21 protein-coding genes and 1 tRNA gene are annotated in these 20,888 nt (G+C 49.3%); 8 read left to right on the top strand and 14 right to left on the bottom strand.

Features of this window, described 5'->3' with window-relative positions:
* Nucleotides 1-29: 29 nt before the first annotated feature.
* A complete protein-coding gene (smpB, locus tag AAV35_RS03615; protein WP_008587166.1) occupies nucleotides 30-500 on the bottom strand; it encodes an SsrA-binding protein SmpB in 471 nt (156 codons plus the stop codon).
* A 125-nt stretch (nucleotides 501-625) separates the two neighbouring features.
* Between smpB and AAV35_RS03610 the strand changes: the two genes are divergently transcribed.
* A complete protein-coding gene (locus AAV35_RS03610; protein WP_008587164.1) occupies nucleotides 626-1,462 on the top strand; it encodes a GNAT family N-acetyltransferase in 837 nt (278 codons plus the stop codon).
* 132 nt (nucleotides 1,463-1,594) lie between these two features.
* Here the strand turns inward: AAV35_RS03610 and rnr are convergent, their stop codons facing one another.
* The 3 genes from rnr to secG form a co-directional block, all read right to left on the bottom strand.
* Nucleotides 1,595-3,853 (bottom strand): ribonuclease R, encoded by a 2,259-nt coding sequence (gene rnr / locus AAV35_RS03605; RefSeq protein WP_008587162.1) that lies wholly within the window; start codon nucleotides 3,851-3,853, stop codon nucleotides 1,595-1,597.
* 42 nt (nucleotides 3,854-3,895) lie between these two features.
* On the bottom strand, nucleotides 3,896-4,642 hold the full coding sequence (locus tag AAV35_RS03600) for an alpha/beta hydrolase (protein ID WP_008587160.1): 747 nt from the start codon (nucleotides 4,640-4,642) through the stop codon (nucleotides 3,896-3,898).
* A 165-nt stretch (nucleotides 4,643-4,807) separates the two neighbouring features.
* The gene (secG, locus tag AAV35_RS03595; protein WP_008587158.1) at nucleotides 4,808-5,041 is read right to left on the bottom strand and encodes a preprotein translocase subunit SecG; all 234 of its coding nucleotides are present in this window, start codon (nucleotides 5,039-5,041) and stop codon (nucleotides 4,808-4,810) included.
* 207 nt (nucleotides 5,042-5,248) lie between these two features.
* Between secG and AAV35_RS03590 the strand changes: the two genes are divergently transcribed.
* From AAV35_RS03590 to ytzI, 6 genes are read left to right on the top strand one after another with little or no spacing between them, the layout of a single operon-like run.
* Complete coding sequence (locus AAV35_RS03590; protein ID WP_008587156.1) at nucleotides 5,249-5,995, top strand: DeoR/GlpR family DNA-binding transcription regulator; 747 nt, start codon at nucleotides 5,249-5,251, stop codon at nucleotides 5,993-5,995.
* Complete coding sequence (pfkB, locus tag AAV35_RS03585; protein ID WP_008587154.1) at nucleotides 5,992-6,915, top strand: 1-phosphofructokinase; 924 nt, start codon at nucleotides 5,992-5,994, stop codon at nucleotides 6,913-6,915. The genes AAV35_RS03590 and pfkB overlap by 4 nt, the downstream gene beginning before the upstream one ends.
* Complete coding sequence (locus AAV35_RS03580) at nucleotides 6,912-8,798, top strand: PTS fructose transporter subunit IIABC (protein ID WP_008587152.1); 1,887 nt, start codon at nucleotides 6,912-6,914, stop codon at nucleotides 8,796-8,798. The genes pfkB and AAV35_RS03580 overlap by 4 nt, the downstream gene beginning before the upstream one ends.
* A gap of 52 nt (nucleotides 8,799-8,850) precedes the next feature.
* On the top strand, nucleotides 8,851-9,117 hold the full coding sequence (locus AAV35_RS03575) for a phosphocarrier protein HPr (RefSeq protein ID WP_008587150.1): 267 nt from the start codon (nucleotides 8,851-8,853) through the stop codon (nucleotides 9,115-9,117).
* Between the two features lie 4 nt (nucleotides 9,118-9,121).
* Nucleotides 9,122-10,840, top strand: coding sequence for a phosphoenolpyruvate--protein phosphotransferase (ptsP, locus tag AAV35_RS03570; RefSeq protein WP_008587148.1), 1,719 nt, complete (start codon nucleotides 9,122-9,124; stop codon nucleotides 10,838-10,840).
* 36 nt (nucleotides 10,841-10,876) lie between these two features.
* Nucleotides 10,877-11,029 (top strand): YtzI protein, encoded by a 153-nt coding sequence (gene ytzI / locus AAV35_RS03565; protein WP_008587145.1) that lies wholly within the window; start codon nucleotides 10,877-10,879, stop codon nucleotides 11,027-11,029.
* 62 nt (nucleotides 11,030-11,091) lie between these two features.
* Here the strand turns inward: ytzI and AAV35_RS03560 are convergent, their stop codons facing one another.
* The 10 genes from AAV35_RS03560 to AAV35_RS03515 all read right to left on the bottom strand — a co-directional run bounded on the left by AAV35_RS03560 (nucleotide 11,092) and on the right by AAV35_RS03515 (nucleotide 19,771).
* On the bottom strand, nucleotides 11,092-11,676 hold the full coding sequence (locus tag AAV35_RS03560) for a YdcF family protein (protein ID WP_008587142.1): 585 nt from the start codon (nucleotides 11,674-11,676) through the stop codon (nucleotides 11,092-11,094).
* A 164-nt stretch (nucleotides 11,677-11,840) separates the two neighbouring features.
* Nucleotides 11,841-13,127 carry a phosphopyruvate hydratase gene (gene eno / locus AAV35_RS03555; protein WP_008587140.1) on the bottom strand — a complete coding sequence of 429 codons (1,287 nt, stop codon included), beginning with the start codon at nucleotides 13,125-13,127 and terminating at the stop codon, nucleotides 11,841-11,843.
* 31 nt (nucleotides 13,128-13,158) lie between these two features.
* Nucleotides 13,159-14,697 carry a 2,3-bisphosphoglycerate-independent phosphoglycerate mutase gene (gpmI, locus tag AAV35_RS03550; RefSeq protein WP_008587138.1) on the bottom strand — a complete coding sequence of 513 codons (1,539 nt, stop codon included), beginning with the start codon at nucleotides 14,695-14,697 and terminating at the stop codon, nucleotides 13,159-13,161.
* Nucleotides 14,690-15,451 (bottom strand): triose-phosphate isomerase, encoded by a 762-nt coding sequence (gene tpiA, locus AAV35_RS03545; RefSeq protein WP_008587136.1) that lies wholly within the window; start codon nucleotides 15,449-15,451, stop codon nucleotides 14,690-14,692. Before tpiA ends, gpmI begins: the two co-directional genes overlap by 8 nt.
* An 18-nt stretch (nucleotides 15,452-15,469) precedes the next feature.
* Nucleotides 15,470-16,651, bottom strand: a complete 1,182-nt coding sequence (locus AAV35_RS03540) for a phosphoglycerate kinase (protein ID WP_008587134.1) — start codon at nucleotides 16,649-16,651, stop codon at nucleotides 15,470-15,472.
* A gap of 136 nt (nucleotides 16,652-16,787) precedes the next feature.
* Nucleotides 16,788-17,795, bottom strand: coding sequence for a type I glyceraldehyde-3-phosphate dehydrogenase (gap, locus tag AAV35_RS03535; protein WP_008587131.1), 1,008 nt, complete (start codon nucleotides 17,793-17,795; stop codon nucleotides 16,788-16,790).
* Between the two features lie 35 nt (nucleotides 17,796-17,830).
* Complete coding sequence (locus tag AAV35_RS03530; RefSeq protein WP_008587128.1) at nucleotides 17,831-18,859, bottom strand: sugar-binding transcriptional regulator; 1,029 nt, start codon at nucleotides 18,857-18,859, stop codon at nucleotides 17,831-17,833.
* 132 nt (nucleotides 18,860-18,991) lie between these two features.
* Nucleotides 18,992-19,231 (bottom strand): glutaredoxin family protein, encoded by a 240-nt coding sequence (locus tag AAV35_RS03525; protein WP_040609031.1) that lies wholly within the window; start codon nucleotides 19,229-19,231, stop codon nucleotides 18,992-18,994.
* 69 nt (nucleotides 19,232-19,300) lie between these two features.
* Nucleotides 19,301-19,525: a hypothetical protein gene (locus AAV35_RS03520; protein WP_008587124.1), complete on the bottom strand. Its 225-nt coding sequence runs from the start codon at nucleotides 19,523-19,525 to the stop codon at nucleotides 19,301-19,303.
* Nucleotides 19,526-19,697: 172 nt separating this feature from the next.
* Nucleotides 19,698-19,771, bottom strand: a tRNA-Arg gene (locus AAV35_RS03515).
* A 189-nt stretch (nucleotides 19,772-19,960) separates the two neighbouring features.
* Between AAV35_RS03515 and clpP the strand changes: the two genes are divergently transcribed.
* Entirely contained in the window at nucleotides 19,961-20,539 is a 579-nt protein-coding gene (gene clpP / locus AAV35_RS03510) for an ATP-dependent Clp endopeptidase proteolytic subunit ClpP (protein ID WP_008587122.1), read from the top strand.
* Nucleotides 20,540-20,888 lie beyond the last annotated feature (349 nt).

Raw genomic sequence — 20,888 nt, 5'->3', positions numbered from 1 at the left:
ATTTACTTAAATTATTATACCATAGTTCACTACTTTTGCAAACTGTCCTTGATCGCCCGGTCCATTTCCCGTTTCACCTGTTTCTGTTTCAGCGCTTCCCGCTTGTCGTACTTTTTCTTACCGCGGGCGAGACCGATGAGAACTTTGGCTACCCCGTTTTTAATGTAGACTTTCAAAGGTACAATCGAATACCCTTTCTGCTGTGTCTGCCCGATCAGTTTGTCGATCTCTTTCCGGTGCAGCAGCAGTTTACGTGCCCGTGTGGGGTCATGATTGTAAATATTTCCTTGTTCATAGGGAGAAATATGCATGTTGTGGATATACATTTCTCCGTGTCTGTTCACGCGGGCGAAGCTGTCTTTCAGGTTGATCCGGCCGTTACGGATCGATTTGATTTCCGTCCCCTGCAGGACGATGCCCGCTTCGAACGTTTCCTCTATAAAATAATCGTGCCTTGCTTTTTTGTTCTGGGCAATCGCCCGTCCATCTCCTCTTGGCATCCTGACCACTCCTTCTTTCTCTGGTATTCATTCTATCAAATTCCCTGTGCTAATGAAAAAGATATTTGATTAGACAGCACAAATAAGCATGTGAGATAGTATTAATGGATAAGGAGGAAGAGACAATGACTTCAACCCTGAAACTGCTGACCCAAAGCGATAAATCGATGTTTATGTCCATGGATAACGGAATAAAGGATGATTACATAGCCCGTATTTTTGACCGTCTCGTCACCTCTGATTCTCACACTTTATACGGTCTTTTCTATCAGGGAAAGCTCGTCTCGACGGCGGGCTATAGCCTGTTCGCGGAAGGGACTTATGCAATGCTCGGGCGTTTCCGCAGCGACCGGAGGTACCGGGACCGCGGGTTCGTAACCGAAATTCTCCATCACGTCGTCGCCGAACTTGAAAATAATCCGGCTATCCGCTGGATCGGAGCGAACACGGAAACGAAGAACCTGCGCGCCCGGCGCGTCCTTGAAAAAATAGGGATGACCCCTTCCGAACCCCTACAATATAACGTAGTGCCGAGAGCGGAACTGGAGAAGCTTCCAGAAGCCGCACACGGATGGTCGGAAATCAGCCCGGTTTCCGAAAAAATGCGGTGGGTCCGCGCTCTCCACCCATCCGACCGTTTATTTCCGTTTGAATGTTACTACCCTTTTCCGCTTTCCGGAAATCTGCTTCGGGAATTCCCGCTGCAGAAAGCCCGTATGTTTCTGTCACCCGATGAGCAGCGGTTTCTTCTTATGAAGGAAGATGTAAAAGGAGAAACATACACCAACGTTATATACCCCTTTGCTGATGCCGGAAGCGACCGGGGTGTGCTGAATCTCGTAAAGAAGGAGATACAGAACAATCCCGGACACTACGGTGCCTGGTTCAATCAGCAGTACAGCGACACTCCTCTCCCTTATCCCGTCGAATCAAAGGGTGAATGGGTGCTGTACAGAAAGTAGTCAGATACTCTTTTTGGCAATGCAGAAGAAAAACACGACGGTTCCTGCGGAAACAGCACGAGCCGGGGGGCCAATTGACCAGACCCCCGCCAGACCGTGCCCGCGGAAAACGGCGTGTTTTTTTTCATGTGCCTACTTTTTCTTTTTAGGAACTCCTTTATTTCTGTAAAATGGCTTGTTCCCTTTTTGTTTCTTTTTCTTCTTGGCGCTGGCCTTGATCTGTTTCGGCTGTTCCCGGCGCTGCTTCTTATCACTTTTCGGCTTCATACCTACGATTTCGAAGTCGATGACTTTTTCATCGAGATTGACGTTGACGACTTTCACTTTCACTTCGTCCCCGATCCGGTACATATTCGCCGTACGTTCACCGATGAGGGCATACTGTTTCTCCATGAAGTTGTAGTAGTCATCCGTCAGCGTACTGACGTGTACCAGTCCTTCCACCGTATTAGGCAGTTCCACGAACATACCGAAGCTCGTGACGGAACTGATGATTCCTTCATACTCTTCATCGATTTTATCCTGCATATACTCCGCTTTCTTCAGATCATCCGTTTCACGTTCCGCGTCGACGGATGCACGTTCTTTCTCCGAAGAATGACGGGCAATCTCAGGCATGTGATCTTTCCAGTACTTCGTCGTTTCCTGGCTCAGATCTTTCTGAATGATATACGTACGAATCAGACGGTGCACGATCAGGTCCGGGTACCGGCGGATCGGTGATGTGAAGTGTGTGTAAAAGTTCGTCGCCAGCCCGAAGTGCCCGACGTTCGAAGGATCATACTTCGCCTGCTGCATCGAACGGAGCATCAGTTTCGAAATGATGAGGTCTTCCTGGGTCCCTTTCACTTCTTCAAGCACTTTCTGAAGCGCCTGCGGGTGTACATCATCGGACGTCCCTTTCACCGAATATCCGAGGTTTGCAACGAACTCGAAAAAGTTCTGCAGTTTAGCGGAATCCGGATCCTGGTGGATACGGTAAATCGCCGGAACATCAAGCCAGTGGAAATGCTCGGCTACCGTTTCGTTGGCCGCGAGCATAAACTCTTCGATGAGTTTCTCCCCGACCGATCTCTCGCGTAGCTGTACGTCTTTCGCTTTTCCTTCTTCGTCCACGATGACGCCCGCTTCTTTGAAATCAAAATCGATGGCACCGCGGTCGAAACGTTTTTCCCGAAGAATCTGCGCTAAGTCTTCCATATCTTTGAACATCGGTACTAATGGTTCATAACGCTTCTTCAGTTCTTCGTCGCCATCGGCGAGAATTCCGTTTACATCCTTATACGTCATCCGCTCGTCCGTTCTGATAACACTTTGGAAAATTTCGTGGTTCACGACTTCCCCGTCCTCGTTTATCTCCATTTCACAGGAGAGCGTCAGGCGATCCACCTGAGGATTGAGGGAACAGATACCGTTCGACAGACGGTGCGGAATCATCGGAATGACGCGATCGACGAGGTAGACGGACGTAGCTCTCTCCGCTGCCTCCTTATCAATCGGCGATTCCTGATCGACATAGTAGGAAACGTCCGCAATGTAGACGCCGAGCTTATAGTTACCGTTATCGAGTTTCTTCACCTGGACGGCATCATCGAGGTCTTTCGCATCGGCACCGTCGATGGTCACAATCTGCTCGGAACGGAGGTCGCGACGATTTTCTATTTCTGATTCATTTATCTCATCCGGCGTATCTGTTGCCTGCTGAATCACTTCTTCCGGAAAATCTACCTGGATTCCGTGCTTATGGATAATGGAAATGATGTCGATTCCCGGATCGTTTTTATGTCCGAGAATCTCTGTGATTTCCCCTTCGGCGCTCATGCGGCCTTCAGGGAATTTCGTGATTTCGACAATCACTTTATGTCCATCAGCCGCTCCATTCTCTTTTCCTTTCGGGATGAAGATATCGTTCGGTACCCGTTTATCATCAGCGATGACGAAACCGAAGTTGCCGTTCGCATCATAGGTACCGACAAGTCTCGCCTGGGCGCGTTCAAGAATCCTTATGACGGTTCCTTCCGGGCGCTGCCCGTCGTCCCGCCGTTTTTCGACGCGTACGAGAACCTTATCATTATTCATCGCACTGTTCAGGTCGGAATGATGAAGATAGACGTCGTCCTTATCTTCCTCCTCCGGAAGCAAAAAGGCGAATCCTTTCGCATTCATCTGTATCCGGCCTTTAATAAGATTCATCTTCTCCGGAAGACCGAAGCGGTTCTTTCTCGTACGGACGAGATCTCCTTCTTCCTCAAGTGCATTCAGTTCATTCATTAATTCTTTCAGGTCTTCACTTCCGGTGAGACCTAATTCTTCTTCCAGTTCATTGACAGACAAAGGGCGTGAAGCCGATTCTCTGAAATGATCAAGTATTTTTTTTCTTTCTACAGACATAATAGTCCTCCTATTCATTATTCGGACATGTCTTCTATTCGCTTATGACCAGTCCAATGAATTAAGAAAATCCAGTACGTCCTGCTGAAGTTCGTCTTTTTCCTTATCCACTGTAATGAAGTGACCGGAGTTTTCGTACCATTTGATATCTTTGTGATCGGATTCCACCGTCTCATAGATATATGGAGCGCTCTCCGTGTTGATCATCTCATCCTTCGAAGCCTGGACCACAAAGACGGGAGTATAAATCTCGTCCACATGGTCGTGTACTTCGTTGATGAACTGTCCTAATTGAGTAAACATGTCCTTTGATTGTTCTTCTAATTCATTCATTTCTTTCTTAATGGTTGCTTCGTCTTTTTCTTCGAGTTGTTTATATTGTTTCGCTTTGAACCTGAATCCCTGCTTAAGCTGTTCTTCGTTATCGAAAAACATCGGGGCACACATCGGTATAATACCCTGAATCTTCTCGCAGTATGCGAGTTTCAATCCTAAAACTCCACCGAGGGACAGACCCGCCACAGCTACCTTTTCATATCCCAGGTCCCGCAGGTGCTGAAGACCGTTCTGTACGTCTTCCCACCACTGGTCCGGAGTCGCATCGCTCAGTGCTTCCAGTTCCTTGCCGTGCCCCCGGTATATAGGGGCATGAGTCGTATATCCGTTCTTTTCGAGAAACCTTCCCATCATGCGTACATCTGTTGAATTACCTGTAAAGCCGTGCAGCAGCAGCACAGCACGATCTCCTCCACCTTCGAATGTAAATGGCTCAGGCGGTTTTATTTTCATAACTTCCTCTCTCCTTTTTTCTTTGCTGTTGATGTACTACCCATATTCAGCTGACAGAAACATTCACTTGCTGCCAGCAATCTGAAACGCTCCCCCCGCATCCCGGGGGAAACCGTGCCGCAATAAAAAACGAAAAAGCCACGCTCAAGGCGCGGCTTACGAACATTATCCTATAAGATACCCGGAAATAAATGCCAGCACGAAGAACAGGACACCAGTGACGATAGTGGCACGGTGTAGAACTTTATCTATTCCTCTTGCCTTCTGCTTACCGAAAACCTGCTCGGCTCCGCCGGAAATCGCTCCCGACAGACCGGCACTCTTACCGGACTGCAACAGCACAAGTGTAATTAAAGCAATTGTATCAATAATAAGTAATGAAACCGTAAGTGTTTGCATAGTTTATTGTTGCACCTCCTAGAACGGACAAATGACTAGAACAAATATAGCATACATCTTTTTTCCCTACAAGGTGTAATTACCGGTGCTGTTTTTTGAATGATATTTGAACATTTTTGAATGAAAATGCGCAAAAACGATTGTTTTTGATTGAATGTTGCAAACGCTTCCCTTATAATGAAGTCATTCACTAAAGGAGGAACGCTTATGCTTACTATGGAGAGGCATCAGCTCATCCTGTCCCTGCTGGCGGAGAAGAAAACCGTCCGTCTCCAGGAACTGAGCGACCGGACAAACGCCTCCGACTCCACGATACGACGAGATCTGGACGCCCTGGAGCAACAGGGCGCTTTAAAGCGGGTGCATGGAGGCGCATCTTCTCTTTCAGCTTCCAGGGAAGAAGCGCCGATGAGTGAAAAAACCGGCCAGTATCACGAACAGAAAAAAATAATAGCTTCCCTTGCTGCGGGAACAATAAGCAAAAAAGAAACTATTTTTCTGGACGCCGGATCGACGACGACCCTGATGATCCCTTATCTGGACTCTTCTGTCACCGTCGTCACGAATGGTCCGGAGCACCTGCCCCATCTGGCGGAACGCGGCATAACCACCTACGTCATAGGAGGATTCGTCAAGCCGGGAACCAGGGCCATCGTCGGCGCCAATGCTGTAGAAAACCTGAAACAGTACCGGTTCGACCGCTGCTTTCTCGGAGTCAACGGGATTACGGAAGAAGACGGGCTCACGACACCCGATCCGGAAGAAGCAGCCATTAAGAAAAAAGTGCTCTATCAGTCTATGAACAGATACGTCCTTGCTGATCTTTCCAAGTTCGGAGAAAGGACTTTCATAACTTTCGCCGGAGCGGAAGACGCCATACTGGTGACCGACTCTTCCGGACCTGTCGTGACGGCAATGCAGAATAACAAAGACATAGAGGTGATGCTTCCATGATTTACACACTGACACTCAACCCTTCCATCGACTACATTATGCACGTGGACAAATTACAGCCGGGCGGACTGACGCGTTCTACAGCAACGGCTTATTACCCCGGCGGAAAAGGAATCAACGTTTCCCGGGTGCTCTCGAATCTGTCCGTCCCCTCGACGGCGCTCGGCTTCATCGGAGGGTTCACCGGGGAGTTCATCAGAACCTCCCTCAAAGAAAAGGGAGTAAAAGAAGCTTTTATAGAAACAGACGAACCGACGAGAATCAACGTGAAACTGAAAGACGGAAGGGAATCGGAAATAAACGGCCCGGGACCTGAACTTTCGGACTCGCTCAAAGGGCGGCTGCTGGAACAGCTCCATACGCTCACCCCGGAGGACGTTCTACTAATTGCAGGCAGCGTCCCCTCTTCTCTCCCCGAGGATTTCTACCGGGAAATAGCGGAGAACCTGAAAGATAAAGGGGTACCGATGGCCGTGGATACCTCGGGACGCGCACTGAAAGACCTTTTATCCTATCATCCCTACCTTATCAAGCCGAACAGGCAGGAGCTTGAGGAACTGTTCGGGGAAACGATGGAAGATAATCGGACCGTCGCCCGCTACGCGGAAAAACTGGTGGAAGAAGGCTGCCGGAACGTCCTCATCTCCCTCGGCGGTGACGGAGCCGTATATGCGAATCATGAAGGTATCTGGTTCGCAGAAGCACCAAAAGGCCCGGTCGTCAACACGGTGGGAGCGGGTGATTCCATGGTTGCCGGATTCCTGGCTGCGAAAGAAGTTTATCTCACCGACGAAGAGGCTTTCAAAAAGAGCATAGCCTGCGGAAGTGCCACAGCGTTCGGAGAAGATTTGTGTACGAAAGAAGAAGCAGAAGCCCTGTACGATTCCATTCACATATATAAGGAAGGAGAGAGACGATGAAAATTACAGACCTTTTGAAAAAGGATACGATGCTGCTCTCAACAGACGCCTCCGATAAAAAAGGAATTCTGGACGAACTGACGGCGAAGCTTGAGACCGCCGAACGTCTGAAAGACCGGGACAGATTCCGCGAAGCTATTCAGGCGAGAGAAGACCAGAGTACAACAGGAGTGGGAGACGGGATCGCCATCCCCCACGCAAAGTCAGAAGCCGTAAAGACACCGGCCATCGCTTTCGCCCGTTCCCGCGAAGGAATCGAATACGAATCACTCGACAGGCAGCCGGCTCACCTGTTCTTTATGATAGCAGCGACGGACAGTGCCGATAACACTCACCTGAATGCTCTATCACGTCTTTCTTCCTTTCTGATGGATACAAATTTCCGGGAAAACCTTATGAAAGCCGAATCCGAAGAGGAAGTCATGGAAATTATCAATACGAAGGAACGGGAAGAAGACGAAGAAGATGAAGAAGCGACGGAGACCTCCGGGAACCTGATTCTTGCCGTAACTGCCTGTCCGACAGGAATTGCCCATACGTACATGGCGGCAGATAAGCTGAAGGATACAGCCGGGCAGAGAAATATTCCGATCAAGGTACAGACGAACGGCTCAAGCGGAGTGAAGAACCGTCTTACTCCGGATGATATTGAACGTGCTGATGCCATTATCGTCGCGGCAGATACAAAAGTTGATATGAGCGGTTTTGACGGGAAACATGTCATCGAAGTACCGGTGGCAAAAGCTATCCACGAACCGGACAAACTGCTGGACCGGGCTCTTCAGAAGGATGCTCCTGTTCATCACTCCGACGGCAAAAAAGAAGACGGAGAAGATTCCAAAGGACGATCCGGCATTTACAAACATCTGATGAACGGTGTGTCCAACATGCTTCCTTTCGTCGTAGGCGGAGGTATTCTCATAGCTTTCTCCTTTTTCTTCGGTATCAACGCCGCAGACCCGGAAAGTGATCAGTACAATAGGCTTGCAGAAATGCTTGATACCGTCGGCGGTAACGCCTTCTTCTTCCTCGTCCCGATTCTCGCCGGCTTCATCGCATCAAGCATCGCCGACCGTCCCGGTTTCGCACCAGGGGTTGTCGGGGGCTATATAGCAGTGTCGTCCGGTGCTGCGGATGGCGGTTCCGGCTTCCTCGGCGGTCTGATCGCCGGTTTCCTGGCAGGTTACCTTACGCTCGGCATTAAAAAAAGCCTGGAAGGTCTTCCTGCCTGGCTGGACGGATTGAAGACGGTTCTGTTCTACCCGGTACTTGCCATTTTCGGTACAGGAATGATCATGCTTCTGATCAACCCGCCACTCACCAGTGTGTACACCGGTCTCTTAAGCTGGCTTGAGGGACTGAGCGGTGCCAACGTCGCCATACTCGGCATCATTGTAGGCGGTATGATGTCCGTTGATATGGGCGGACCCGTTAACAAAGCAGCGTATACGTTCGGCCTTGCCACTCTTGATGCCGGCAACTATTCGATTATTGCAGCAGCGATGGCCGGGGGTATGGTGCCTCCGCTCAGCCTGGCGCTTGCCAGCACATTTTTCAAAAATAAATTTACGAAAGAAGAGCGGGAGGCCGGCAAAACGGCCTACGCTCTCGGGGCCTGCTTCATCACGGAAGGCGCCATTCCTTTCGCAGCTGCGGACCCGGCCCGGGTGATTCCTTCGGCGGTCGTCGGATCAGCAGCGGCCGGAGCGCTCACCATGCTCTTCGGTATCGGTCTCACCGCTCCCCACGGAGGTATTTTCGTCATCGGTCTCGTCGAAGGAGGGTTCACCGAAGCAGCCCTTTACATCCTTGCCATCGCGGCCGGTTCGATAATTTCGGCAATTATGCTCGGATTCTTGAAAAAGGATGTACGAAAGGCTTAAAATAGTGTAATTAGAACAAGTATATATTTTCACTTTTGAGGAGGAAACTATCATGGTAGAAAAAACATTCAAAGTCACATCCGCTGACGGTGTGCATGCACGTCCGGCGACAGTACTTGTACAGAACGCAGGGAAATACGAATCAGACATCAATCTTCACTATAAAGAGAAATCAGTGAACCTGAAGTCCATCATGGGAATCATGAGTCTCGGTATCCCGGCCGGAGCAGAAATCAAAATTACAGCAGAAGGTGACGATGAGCAGGAAGCAATCGATCATCTGACGCAGACTATGCAAAATGAAGGCTTGGGGGAGTAACGAAATGACACAACTTCAGGGTATAGCAGCTTCCGGCGGTATTGCGATTGCAAAAGCATACCGTCTGGAGGCGCCTGACCTATCCTATGACAAAACGACGGTGGATGAGCCTGCCGAAGAAATCACACGTCTCCACGACGCTCTGGAGGTTTCCAAGTCGGAACTGGAAAAAATTAAAGAACACACGAGGAAGTCCCTCGGAGATGAACACGCAGAAATCTTCTCCGCTCACCTTCTCGTACTCAGCGACCCTGAAATGATCCAGCCCATGGAAGATAAAATCAGAACGGAAAGCGTCAATGCGGAAGCGGCTCTCGATGAAACGGCCAATATGTTCATCGACATGTTCAAAAACATGGACAACGAATACATGAAAGAACGTGCTGCGGACATCCATGACGTTACTAAGCGCGTGCTCGCCCACCTTCTGGACGCCGAGTTTCCGGACCCTGCTCTTATCGATGAGCAGGTCGTCATTGTGGCAGAAGATCTTACACCTTCCGATACCGCTCAACTGAACAAAGAGTTCGTCCAGGGCTTCACTACCGATATCGGGGGCCGCACGTCCCACTCGGCCATTATGGCGAGATCTCTCGAAATTCCGGCAGTCGTCGGTACGAAAGAGATTACGAAACAGGCGGACAAAGGTGTGACTGTCATTGTAGATGGCCTGAGCGGTGACGTAATCGTCGACCCTACTGATGAGCAGATCGAATCGTACAAACAGAAGCGTTCGGAATTTGAAGAGAAAAAACAGGAGTGGGCAAAACTGAAAGATGAGACCACCGTCTCAAGCGATAACGAGCACGTGGAACTGGCTGCCAATATCGGTACGCCGGATGATGTTTCGGGTGTCCTTGAAAACGGAGGCGAAGGAATCGGACTGTACCGGACCGAGTTCCTCTACATGGGCAAAAATCAGCTTCCGACAGAAGATGAGCAGTTTGATGCTTACAGTTCCGTACTGAAGCAGATGGAAGACAAGCCTGTCGTAGTGCGTACACTCGACATCGGGGGAGATAAAGAGCTCGACTACCTCGACCTTCCTGATGAAATGAACCCGTTCCTCGGCTTCCGTGCTATCCGGCTCTGCCTTGAGCGTGACGACATTTTCCGTACTCAGCTCCGGGCACTGCTGCGGGCGAGCGTACACGGAAACCTGAAGATCATGTTCCCGATGATTGCAACGCTCGACGAATTCCGCGAGGCGAAAGCTATTCTGACCGAAGAGAAAGAAAACCTCATCCGGGAAGGGAAAGAAGTTGCGGACAACATTGAGGTCGGTATCATGGTGGAAATCCCTGCGACAGCCGTAATGGCCAAGCAGTTCGCCAAAGAGGTCGACTTTTTCAGTATCGGTACGAATGACCTTATTCAGTACACGATGGCTGCCGACCGGATGAATGAGCGCGTTTCCTACCTGTATCAGCCTTATAACCCGGCTATCCTCAATCTCGTAAACAACGTCATTGAAGCTGCCCACGCAGAAGGAAAATGGGCCGGCATGTGCGGTGAGATGGCAGGGGATGAAATCGCCATTCCGATTCTTCTCGGTCTTGGACTTGATGAATTCAGCATGAGTTCCTCTTCCATCCTTCCGGCAAGAACTCAAATCCTCGGGCTTTCCAAAGCGGAAATGAGTTCTTTCAAAGACGAACTTCTATCCATGAATACGTCTGAAGACGTGGTCGCTTTCGTGAAAGAGAAAGCAGGTCTTGAATAGGCTGTTTTCGGAAGAAGAAGTAAAGGAGGACTGTTGATGACCTTCACAATCGTAATGCTGGTATCAATTGCTATCATCGTCGGTGTGGCCGCAGCGTTCGGCACGGTCATTTCCAAAGGATATGACTACAAACACACGATTGATGCTCATCCGGAACAGGATGGAGATTCTTCTTCACAAAAAAACTGAACCCTTACAGGTTCAGCTGAAGCTGCCGGGAATCCCGGCAGCTTTATTTTATTGTCTCCGGCTCACGCAGGATTCACCCAGCTGCCGACTTCATACCACATATAGTAGAGCCATTCCTCGAAAAAAAACGGAAGCTTCGTATTCAATGATTGATACGCGGAATATTCCGTCGGCACCCCCTCAGCGTCGATTCCCATATCCGTTGCCATAGCCGTGGCCCGTTTTAAATGGAACCGGTCGCTGACGAGATAAAAGCTGGTGATCGATTTTTCTTCAAGAAGTTTTTTGGATTCGGAGAGATTCTCCTTCGTCTCGAGCGAACTTTCTTCCATTAATATATCTTCCTCCGAAACTCCTGCTTCCATAGCACTCCCCTTGCCTACTTCCGCTTCGGAAAATTCCGCTTTTTCGCTCTTACCCCCGGTAAAAATCAGATAATCTACCTTCCCTTCCTCGTACAGCTCGATTGCTTCACGGATCCTTCCTTCAAACACCGGACTCGGTTTCCCGCCCCACTGCGCCGCTCCAAGGACGATGGCTGCATCGACCTTCTTATCCCCTTCTACACCGTATGTCCACACCTGCCAGGCGCTGACGGCTGCAAACACGACGGCTATCATTATTAACAATTGGATGATTCTTTTCATAGTTTTTCTCCTTCGCTGTACGTTCGTCTTCTCATAATACTACGTGGGGCGGTATTTGCAAAAGATAAAGATACTTCCACAGATGAAAGATAAAAATAAAACCTTCGGGGTGCACACCCCGAAGGCCTTCAGACTCCCAAAAACCGGGAACCGGTCATTCCGTATTATTTATTCAGGTTGTAGAAAGCTGTCTTTCCTGCATATTTGGCTGTATCAAGCAGCTGATCCTCGATGCGCAGAAGCTGGTTGTACTTCGCAACACGGTCCGTACGGGACGGTGCCCCTGTTTTAATCTGACCGGCGTTTGTGGCAACTGCGATATCAGCGATCGTTGCATCTTCCGTCTCTCCGGAACGGTGGGAGATGACTGCAGTATAGCCGGCACGTTTCGCCATTTCAATAGCGTCGAACGTTTCCGTCATCGTACCGATCTGGTTCACTTTGATAAGGATGGAGTTTCCTACACCCTGCTCGATGGCACGGGACAGTTTTTCTGTGTTGGTAACGAACAGATCATCCCCGACCAGCTGTACTTTGTCACCGATACGGTCCGTAAGCAGCTTCGTGCCTTCCCAGTCGTTTTCGTCCAGGCCGTCTTCAATGGAAACAATCGGATATTTGCCGATCAGTTCTTCATACCAGTCGACCATTTCTTCGGAAGTCCGCGTTACGCCTTCCCCTTTCAGGTTGTACGTACCGTCTTCATAAATTTCGGAAGCCGCTACGTCCATAGCAAGCTGCACTTCTTCGTCCGGCTTATATCCTGCCTCTTCGATCGCTTCGATGATCGTGGAGAGGGCTTCTTCGTTGGATTTCAGGTTCGGAGCGAATCCGCCTTCATCCCCGACGCCTGTATTATAACCTTTGTTTTTAAGAACTTTCTTAAGCGCGTGGAAAACTTCAGCACCCATGCGGAGACCTTCCTTGAATGTAGGAGCACCTACAGGCATGATCATGAATTCCTGGATGTCTACGTTGTTGTCCGCATGCTCTCCCCCGTTAAGAATGTTCATCATCGGAGTCGGAAGCGTATGAGCAAAGAATCCGCCGAGATACTTGTACAGTGGCAGTTCGGAATACTCTGCGGCCGCCCGGGCAACTGCCATGGAAACACCGAGAATGGCGTTTGCACCAAGGTTGCCTTTGTTGTCGGATCCGTCGATTTCTCTCATAAGGTTATCGATGATAACCTGCTGGGTTACGTCGATACCGAGCAGTTTCGGAGCTATCTTTTCGTTTACGTTTTCAACGGCGTTCTGAACGCCTTTGCCGAGGTAACGGTTTTTATCGCCGTCACGTAGTTCTACTGCTTCGTATTCTCCGGTGGAAGCGCCACTCGGAACAAGAGCTGTGCCGAACGCTCCGGATTCCGTGTACACTTCTACTTCCACTGTCGGGTTCCCGCGGGAATCCAGTACTTCGCGTGCATAAACATCAGTAATATATGGCATGAAAATCTCTCCTTCAGTCATTGTAGTTTAGTTATTTCTTAATGATCGAGTTTCCGGTCATATCTTCCGGTTTTTCGACATTCAGCAGATCGAGAAGAGTCGGGGCAAGGTCGCCGAGAATTCCGTCTTCTGTAAGCTCTGCTCCTTCTTTCGTCACGATGACCGGTACCGGGTTTTTCGTATGAGCGGTCATCGGATCCCCTTCGGTCGTCGTCACTTCATCAGAGTTCCCGTGATCGGCAGTTATGATGGCCGATCCGCCTTTATCGATGATTTTATCGACGATTTTACCGAGACACTCGTCCACCGCTTCAATCGCTTTGACCGTCGGCTCCAGCATACCGGAGTGACCGACCATGTCCGGGTTGGCGAAGTTCAGGATGATTGCATTGTGTTTCTCCTCATCCAGGTCCTCGAGTAACGCGTCCGTCACTTCGTAGGCGCTCATTTCCGGTTTCAGGTCATACGTTGCCACATCCGGGGAATTGATGAGAATACGGTCTTCCCCTTCGAACTCCTCTTCACGGCCGCCGCTCATGAAGAACGTGACGTGAGGATATTTTTCCGTTTCGGCGATGCGCAACTGAGTCATATTATTCTTCGCGAGAACCTCACCGATCGTATTTTTCAGTTCATTAGGCGGGAAGATGACTTTATCTGTATCCACCGTTTCACTATATTCCGTCATCGAGACGAAATAGATATTTTTCGGTGCATCACCACGGTCGAAGTATTCGAAATCATCGTTCGCAAAAGCCTGGGACAATTGAATCGCACGGTCCGGACGGAAGTTTGCGTACACGATGGCATCCTCACTTTCCACTTGAGCAACCGGCGTACCATTCTCATCCGTCATTACAATCGGCAGCACGAATTCATCGTGTATATCCTCTTCGTAGGACTGTTCCACTGCTTCAACGGTATCCACGGCCTGTTTTCCTTCACCATGTGCGATGGCGTCGTACGCTTTTTTCACACGGTCCCAGCGTTTATCCCGGTCCATGGCATAGTAGCGTCCGGATACGGTGGCAATTTTTCCTGTACCGAGCTCCTTCAGCTTTTCCTCTGTGTCCTTCAGGTATTTCTTGGCGGACTGTGGACCGACGTCACGGCCGTCCAGAAAAGCATGAAGATATACGTCCTCAAGCCCCTCTTTCGCCGCGAGTTCGATAACGGCCATAATGTGACTGTTATGACTGTGGATGCCCCCGTCCGAAAGAAGTCCGAACACGTGCAGCGATTTATCGTTGTCCTTGGCATGACGGACAGCTCCGAGAAGTGTTTCATTCTCGTAGAAGTCGCCTTCCCGTATCGCCATGTTTATACGGGTCAGGCTCTGATAAACCACTCTGCCGGCTCCGATGTTCAAATGTCCCACTTCCGAGTTACCCATCTGTCCTTCCGGAAGACCGACCGCTTCTCCGCAGGCGGTCAGCTGAGAATGGGGGAAGCGGCTCCAGTAACGGTCGAAATTCGGCGTATTCGCCGCTTTTACGGCGTTTCCGTATTCTTCATCACGCAGTCCGTAACCATCGAGAATGATCAGTGCTGCTAAAGGCTGTTTACTCATGTTTACCTGCCTCCACAAGTTTCAGGAAGGAGTCGGCTTCAAGACTTGCTCCTCCTACGAGAGCTCCGTCGATATCCGACTGGGAAAGCAGTTCATCCACGTTTGCAGGTTTGACACTTCCTCCGTACTGGATGCGTACTGCTTCTGCAGCTTCGTCACCGGAGAGCTTTCCGACTACTTTACGGATATGGGTGCATACTTCATTCGCCTGCTCGCTCGATGCAGTACGGCCGGTGCCGATGGCCCAGATCGGTTCGTAAGCGATGATCAGCTGTTTCACCTGGTCATCTGTAAGCCCTTCGACAGCTTTCGTAATCTGACTCTCGATATGGTTCATCGTCTCATCCGATTCACGCTGTTCGAGAGACTCTCCTACACAGACGATCGGAGTGAGGTCATGGTCGAAAGCCGCATGGACTTTTTTGTTCACCGTTTCATCTGTTTCACCGAAAACGTCACGACGTTCCGAGTGTCCGAGCACGACGTACGTTACTCCGAGTTCTTTCAGCATTACCGGGCTGACTTCCCCTGTGAATGCACCGTTTTCCTCAAAGTACATGTTCTGTGCACCTATTTCGACATCCGAGTCTTTCGTCTCTTCCACAAGTTTCTGAAGAAAAGGGAACGGTGCACAAACGACGGACTCCACACTCTCCTTCGAAGGCACTTTTCCTTTGACTTCATTAATGAAAGATTCCGCTTCTTTGTGCGTTTTGTTCATTTTCCAGTTTCCTGCGATTACCTGCTTACGCATATTCATCACCTCTTCAGATTATTTATCGTTCAGAACCGTTACTCCCGGAAGTTCTTTCCCTTCCATGAATTCAAGAGAAGCGCCTCCGCCTGTGGACACGTGATCCATATCACTGGCATAGCCGAACGTTTCGACTGCCGCTGCGGAATCTCCGCCGCCGATCACTGTATATCCTTCTGTACCGGCGAGGGCCTCTGCGACAGCTTTTGTACCGCCGGCGAACGTATCCATTTCAAAAACGCCCATCGGCCCGTTCCAGATAATGAGTTTCGAATCCTTGACGAGATCTGCATACGTCTCCCGGGTTTTCGGCCCGATATCGAGAGCTTCCCAGTCTTCCGGAATTTCTTCGATACTTACTTCTTTCGTATTCGCATCCTCACTGAAATCATCTGCAACGATGACGTCTTCAGGCATAATGAAATTCACATTATTCTCTTTCGCTTTCTCCATGTACTGTTTGGCAAGATCGATTTTATCTTCCTCGAGAAGCGACTTGCCGATTTCATACCCCTGTGCTTTCACGAACGTGTAGGCGAGTCCGCCTCCGATGATGAGGTTATCGACTTTGTCGAGAAGATGATCGATGACACCGATCTTATCTTTAACTTTAGCACCACCGATAATAGCTGTAAACGGACGTTCCGGGTCGGCGAGGGCATTCCCGAGCACTTCCAGTTCCTTCTGCATGAGGAAACCGGCTACTGCCGGGATGTACTCCGCCACCCCTGCTGTGGAAGCATGGGCACGGTGAGCCGCTCCGAACGCATCATTGACGTAAAGGTCAGCCATGTCGGCAAAGTGCTTCGCAAGTTCTGCGTCGTTCTTCTCTTCGCCGGGATCAAACCGCACGTTCTCAAGAAGAAGGACTTTTCCGCGTTCCATTTCGGAAATCGCTTTTGTCACTTCCTGACCGTACACTTCATCCGACTTCAGCACTTCCGCACCAAGCAGATCACTGAGACGCTCCGCTACCGGATCCAGTCTCAATTCATCATGGGCTTCCCCTTTCGGACGCCCGAGATGACTTGCCAGAATAACTTTAGCTCCGTTACCTGTAAGATGCTGGATTGTCGGCAGGGCCGCTTTGATTCTCGTATCGTCCGTCACTTCTCCGTCCTTCATGGGCACGTTGAAGTCCACACGGCAGAAAACCGTCTTACCATCCACTTCTATATCGCTGATCGTCTGTTTATTCATCTTCCGAGAACCTCCTTTGATCTGTCTGGTATGTATGTTTCCACTAAAGATATCAGCGGAAACACATTAATTTTTTTCTTCAGCAAATGAAGAAAAGGAGGAGGATACAGGACCTCCTCCTTTTAGTGATTAAAGCTTAGATTCCTTGTTTTTTAAGGTAAGCAGCAAGGTCTACACAACGGCTGGAATAACCGAACTCGTTGTCGTACCAGGATACTACTTTCACCATGTTGCCTTCAAGGCTCAATGTGGAAAGGGCATCGATTACGGAAGAGTTCGTATTACCGTTATAGTCGGAAGATACAAGCGGCTCTTCACTGTACCCCATGATACCTTTAAGTTCGCCTTCTGCAGCTTCTTTCAGTGCACTGTTCACTTCATCTACAGTTACATCTTTATCAAGTTCCGCCACGAAGTCAACGATGGATACGTTTTGTGTCGGAACACGCATAGCCATACCGCTCAGCTTGCCTTCGAGTTCAGGAAGAACTTTTGTAACTGCCTGAGCTGCGCCTGTAGTTGTTGGAATGATGTTCTGAGCTGCAGCACGGGCACGACGATAGTCTTTGTGCGGCAGGTCAAGGATCTGCTGGTCGTTCGTGTAAGAGTGAACTGTAGTCATCATACCGCGCTTAACTCCGAATTTGTCATGGAGTACTTTCGCATATGGTGCCAGGCAGTTCGTAGTGCAGGATGCGTTGGAAATAACGTGGTGGCTGTCCTGATCGTAGTCACCTTCGTTAACACCCATAACTACTGTAAGATCTTCACCTTTGGCAGGTGCGGAGATGATTACTTTCTTAGCTCCTGCATCAATGTGTTTCTTGGCATCGTCACGCTGTGTGAAGCGTCCGGTCGATTCGATGACCACTTCTACGCCCAGGTCGTCCCAGCCGAGCTGTGCCGGATCTTTTTCGGATTTCACGATGATTTCTTTACCGCCTACTACAAGGTTCTCGCCGTTGACTTCAACTTCTTCTTCAAGCGTACCGTGAACGGTATCATACTGAAGAAGGTGAGCCAGCATATTCGCATCTGTAAGGTCGTTTACAGCTACTACTTCCACTTCATCGTTTTTCAGAGCAGCACGGAATACGTTACGTCCGATACGTCCAAAACCGTTAATACCAACTTTTACTGTCATGCTGAATTCCTCCTTAGAATATTACATTTAATTATTTAAAGGGACGTATCCCTTATCAACTCTTTCGCTGCGCCTTCGTCGGTGATGAGAACGCTGCTCTTGCCGGGCTGGAAGTAGGAAGAGATGGCATCCGCTTTGGAACTGCCGCCTGCGACGGCAATCACCTCTCTGTCTCCTTCCAGGTCCTCGAGCTGAAGACCGACCGTTCTCACCTTATGCACTACTTCACCCGACTGGCTGAAGTAGTACCCGAAAGCTTCCCCTACCGCCTGCCTTTCTTTGATTACGGCAAGCTGGTCATCGGGGGTCTTTCTCCGGTTAGCCATCGTAAGTGCATCTCCGAGACCGTGGATGACGATGTCGGAAGAGCGGATGATACCGAGAACGTCTTTGACGGAAGGTTCCTCGATAATGTTCTGATACGATTCTTCACTGATCGGATCCGGCACATAAAGCAGACGGTAGTTCCCCATCGCTTTTTTGGCCATTTCCACACAAATCGTATTCGCCTGATGTTCCACCCGTTCTCCGAGGCCTCCCCGCGCCGGAACGAAGAGCCAGTCTTCCATCCCGGCCGAAGGGGTCATTCTCGAAGCCACGGAGGCCATCGTCGTCCCCCCGGTCACTGCAAGCGTCTGACCGGGTCCCGCAATAGACTGCAGGTACGTGACACACGCTTTTCCCATTTCCTCTTTCACCCACTCGGACTCGTCGCTGTCGCCGGGTACGACGATGACAGACTCCAGTTTTAGCTTTTCCCTTAAACGGTCTTCTAAAACCTTCACCCCTGAAACTTCCCTCATGTAAGGGGCCATGTTCTCAAGCAGGGACTTTCCTTCCCCGGTAAGCAACAGCCCCCGCGTAGTCACCTCCACCATTCCGCCGTTTTGCAGAAAGGTGACTTCGGAGCGTATGCTGCGCTCCTTGAGATTCAGGTTATCCGCAAGCGTCCTGCGTCCGATCGGTTCCATAAGTGAAACGTAATGGAGAAGCCGATATCTGTTCTGAATAATCTCCAGAACATCCGGATAAAGTTTCTTCTGTAATTCTATCCATTCTTTCATAAACATTGCTCCTTCAGTTTAAAAAGAAGATTGGGGCAATAACGTCCCACTACATCATTTTGTGTCCCGCTAGGAGCAAAAAAATATTTCCTTCACAAACTATACTACCAACTGCTGTTGAAAAGTGCAAGTTTAATACTTCTGCAAGCGCTCTCTTACAGCATTTTCGCTCAACTGCGGAAAAATGAGTTCCTCGCCATTCACATGTACGACCGGAATCTGGAGGGCGTACTTTTCATGAAGATCATCGTCCTCCTCTATATCCTTTTCCCGAAATTCAAAAGAATAATCATAAGCGAGCAGATCTATCCAGACTTTCACTTCTTCGCAAAGCGAACAGTTATTTCTTGAAAACAGAGTGATTTCGTTCATCTCCATCCCACCTTCACTTCCTCTTCATTTTACCACTGATGGAAAAGTTTTTCACTTAAAAAGAAGCAGCTAGGAAGCATGCTTCTTTCCATCGTAATAACCGCTGTCTATTTTTCTTTCTTTCGATTGAAGGAACGTGATCAGTTCTTTTTCCACCGTCCATCTGGGAGCCCGTTCTATCAGTTCATGATTAAAAGAAATTCTGCTCTGTGTCTTCATATCGAACAGATGAATTCTCCGGCTCTCCATCAACTGTTCCGTCCATAAAATCGTAAAGCGGATAACTTTTGCCATAGCAGTACCTCCCTGGTCCAAAGCGATTCAGCCGGATGCCTGCACGACTTTTAAGTCGAACAGTTCCGGCTGTCTGACCTTTTCTGAATGAAGAACACCAATGATTTCACTGCTTATATTGTAACAAAAAAGCCCTCCAAATGATATTGGAGAGCTTTCCGGTATATACAAGTGCGCCCGAGAGGACTTGAACCCCCGACCTATAGAACCGGAATCTATCGCTCTATCCAGCTGAGCTACGGGCGCATATCGACACAAAAACCATTATAAAGGGTATGTCTTCAGAACGCAAGTCCCCTTTAAATGTTTATTTCATCCGGGTTAGGGAAACAATATTCGTGGATATGAAAGTAAATTGTTTGACCTTCATTGACCATAAAGGTATGATGAACATACAAAATCATTCATTGAGAATGTAATGAGGAGGAATACATTATGAATCTAGTACCAACAGTAATTGAACAGACGAACCGCGGGGAACGGGCTTATGATATTTATTCCCGGCTGTTAAAAGACCGGATTATCATGCTCGGCAGTCCGATCGATGATAACGTATCGAACTCGATCGTAGCCCAGCTTCTATTCCTGGCTGCGGACGATCCCGATAAAGACATCTCCCTGTACATCAACTCTCCGGGCGGTTCCATCACTGCCGGTATGGCTATCTTTGATACGATGCAGTTCATTAAACCGGACGTTTCCACTATCTGCACAGGTATGGCAGCTTCCATGGGTGCTTTCCTGCTTAACGCCGGTACGGAAGGCAAGCGCTACGCACTTCCGAACAGTGAAGTGATGATCCACCAGCCACTCGGCGGTACTCAGGGTCAGGCTTCCGACATCGAAATCCATGCCAACAGAATCATCAGAATGAGAGAGAAACTGAACAAGATTCTCTCCGAGCGTACCGGTCAGCCTTATGAAGTTATTCAGCGCGACACGGACCGTGACAACTTCATGGATGCTCACGAAGCAGTGGACTATGGTCTGATCGACAAAGTAATGGAGAACTAATTTCACTATTACGACTCTATATTGAAAAACACTTTAAAAGCGGGCAGTATGGATCTTTTCCATACTGCCCGCTTTTTTTATTTGGTGCACCTCTTTCCTTCCCTCCACGTGCTCCCGAGGGAGTTGAAGGGAAGGATTATCACGTAATCGTGACGTTCAGCACGATTTTTCCCCTCCGAAGGTCACGAAAACCGCTTTTTCCTTCCTTTCGGAGAGAAGGAAGCGGGCTGAAGGGCAGGATAACGAAACTCCCGGGGCCTGAAATCATGACCGGGCAGTACAGACTCTCTTCTCTGAATGCAAAAAACCGGACGTCACGGACCGTCCGGTTTCATGTATGCTATTCAGT

Origin of the sequence: Salimicrobium jeotgali (assembly GCF_001685435.2) — a bacterium.
Classification (GTDB): domain Bacteria; phylum Bacillota; class Bacilli; order Bacillales; family Halobacillaceae; genus Salimicrobium; species Salimicrobium album.
This window is presented reverse-complemented; position numbering and strand designations above follow the sequence as displayed.